1 protein-coding gene is annotated in these 324 nt (G+C 70.4%); it reads left to right on the top strand.

Annotated features, from left to right (window positions below):
- The coding region (locus IQ279_RS27620) for a transposase (RefSeq protein ID WP_206352057.1) at positions 1–324 on the top strand (324 nt) is incomplete at both ends.

Genomic DNA, 324 nt, shown 5'->3' with positions numbered 1-324 from the left:
CCGGCGTGGACGAGATGGTGATCTCGCTGTCCGCGAAGGGGCTGACGACCGGTGAGGTCCAGGCCCACCTGGCCGAGGTCTACGGCGCGGAGGTCTCCCGGCAGACGATCTCCACGATCACCGACAAGGTCCTGGACGGCATGGCCGAGTGGCAGAACCGGCCGCTCGATGCGGTCTATCCGGTGGTCTTCATCGACGCCATCCACGTCAAGATCCGCGACGGCGCGGTGGCCAACCGGCCGATCTACGTGGCCCTGGCGGTCACCGTCGAGGGCCGGCGGGACATCCTGGGCCTGTGGGCCGGCGACGGCGGGGAGGGCGCCA

The organism is Streptomyces verrucosisporus (assembly GCF_017114865.1).
GTDB classification, from domain to species: Bacteria; Actinomycetota; Actinomycetes; order Streptomycetales; family Streptomycetaceae; genus Streptomyces; species Streptomyces fenghuangensis.
Note: the sequence above shows the minus strand (reverse complement) of the source record. Positions and strands in the feature narration are given on the sequence as shown.